The following is a 1679-nucleotide window of genomic DNA, read 5'->3' as shown; positions in this document are numbered from 1 at the left end:
ATCAAGGGTTACGCTGCTATTTATAACCAACGGGGAATAGATGGTTTAGTGGAGTTTTTGCTACAACAACAAATCTATGCTCGTGATATCGAGCAGCAAGTCAAGCATTTAGAAATATCGGCTTAGAGCGATTGAAAAGCCCTGGCACTTTAATTGGGATATGCTGATGTATTAAGCGACACTGCCGGAGGGACTGTTGCCAACCCACTAATGTCCAAGTGAAGGTTCATAAAGGAGCGATCGCATTTATAAAAAGACTAGGTTCATTGAAACATAAGACTTCTAGGGAAGCGTTGTGCTTAATCTTAATGGATTAATCTTTGTTTACTAAATAAAAACTGGGATGCTCCCATGCGTAAGTCCTAAAAATTGGAGCATCTTAAAGAATTAGACACAAAATTGATGCTTTCATCGCTTCCTCTGTTGTCCAATACAACTGATGTTATAGTCGCCAATTAAAGCAACATCATAGGGACCTGGTTCAAAGGTGAGTTTATTTTCTTTCTTCGCTTTATCGAAGTGGGGGAATACCCAGTCACGGATTGCGTCGTTAGCAATGTGGTGTCCCAAAGATTGTGACACACCACGGAAACCTTCGCAACGGAGAGGAATAACGGGTTTACCGATTGCTTTAGATGTGTTTTTAGCTACAGCTTCGATGTCATCACCAATCAAACCGATTGGACATTCAGATTGAATCGAAACACCACGATTGAGGGGGAAAAGCTCGTCAATTTCGTGGATGATTTTGGTGAGTTTTTTGTCACCACCAAACACGATATCGCGTTCTTGGAAGTCGGAGGTGAAGTGCATAGTACCGAAGCTATCGACACCTGTTTTACCTACGTAGTAGTTACGACGACCAGACCAAGACCAGTAACCACAACCAACGGGACCGTGGCTGATATGAACCATGTCTTTGATTGGTCCCCAAACCACACCCTTGGAACCTGCATATGCACAACCACGAGCGGTCATAACACCAGGAACGGATTTGATGTTAGACTTAACGCCGCAATCGGATTTGCCTTCTTCGTGTACGTTAAGGTGCTTTGCGCGTTTTTTCTTGGACTTCTCAGGATAAGCTTCGAGAACTTCCTCAATCAGCTTTTTATGTTCTTCTACAAGATTCTTGTCGGGAGGTGTCATATTTTTCTCTGTTACTTGTAACTAAGTATGTGGAGATAATTGCTGTTATTTTCGTCTGCATGTTGAGATAAGGGGGAAGGAAAGGAAAATTTTGTTTATCTTCCTATCTTCCTCATCTTCCTTATCCCTTGTACTACCGCATTAGTTATTTGGTAGCTTCGGCAGGTTTACCGATGATATCTGCGTGCTTGGTATCATCCATTGCTGCGAGGGTATTTTGCGAAGTTGTAGATTTACCAATACCGCCTTTACCGTAGAAAGCTATCTAATCTTTTCATCGGACATGATGACATATTCTCCTGGAATTGGTTGATTTGGTTAGTCTGTTGGTTTATGCGATACCTTACGGTAAGCTTCACGCACATTACACAACTTAGTATAAAGAGTATTGCATCTGTAGGTGATGAGTACCATACTCCGGGGAAGTTGCATTTTGGGATAAGCGATCGCACTTTGCGGATACTGAGTACGTTTCCGCACGATGAACGTTGCCTTTTACGGTGGCGGACGCTCAACCGCTTGTCTAGAAG

Annotated in this window: 1 protein-coding gene and 2 pseudogenes; 1 reads left to right on the top strand and 2 read right to left on the bottom strand. The window is 42.7% G+C overall.

Annotated elements, in window-relative coordinates; genetic code table 11:
• Nucleotides 1-438: 438 nt before the first annotated feature.
• Both CK510_RS30090 and CK510_RS34525 read right to left on the bottom strand, forming a co-directional pair.
• Nucleotides 439-1149, bottom strand: a pseudogene (locus tag CK510_RS30090) (nitrogenase component 1); the annotation flags it as partial.
• Nucleotides 1150-1348: 199 nt separating this feature from the next.
• Nucleotides 1349-1414 (bottom strand): annotated as a pseudogene (locus tag CK510_RS34525) (AAA family ATPase); the annotation flags it as partial.
• 68 nt (nt 1415-1482) lie between these two features.
• On the opposite strand from CK510_RS34525, the gene CK510_RS33160 reads away from it, so the two are divergent.
• The coding region (locus CK510_RS33160) for a hypothetical protein (protein ID WP_211293361.1) at nt 1483-1679 on the top strand (197 nt) is incomplete at its 3' end.

The organism is Brunnivagina elsteri CCALA 953 (genome assembly GCF_002289455.1).
GTDB classification, from domain to species: Bacteria; Cyanobacteriota; Cyanobacteriia; order Cyanobacteriales; family Nostocaceae; genus Brunnivagina; species Brunnivagina elsteri.
The sequence above is the reverse complement of the archived record's forward strand: the minus strand, read 5'-3'. Positions and strand labels throughout refer to the sequence as shown.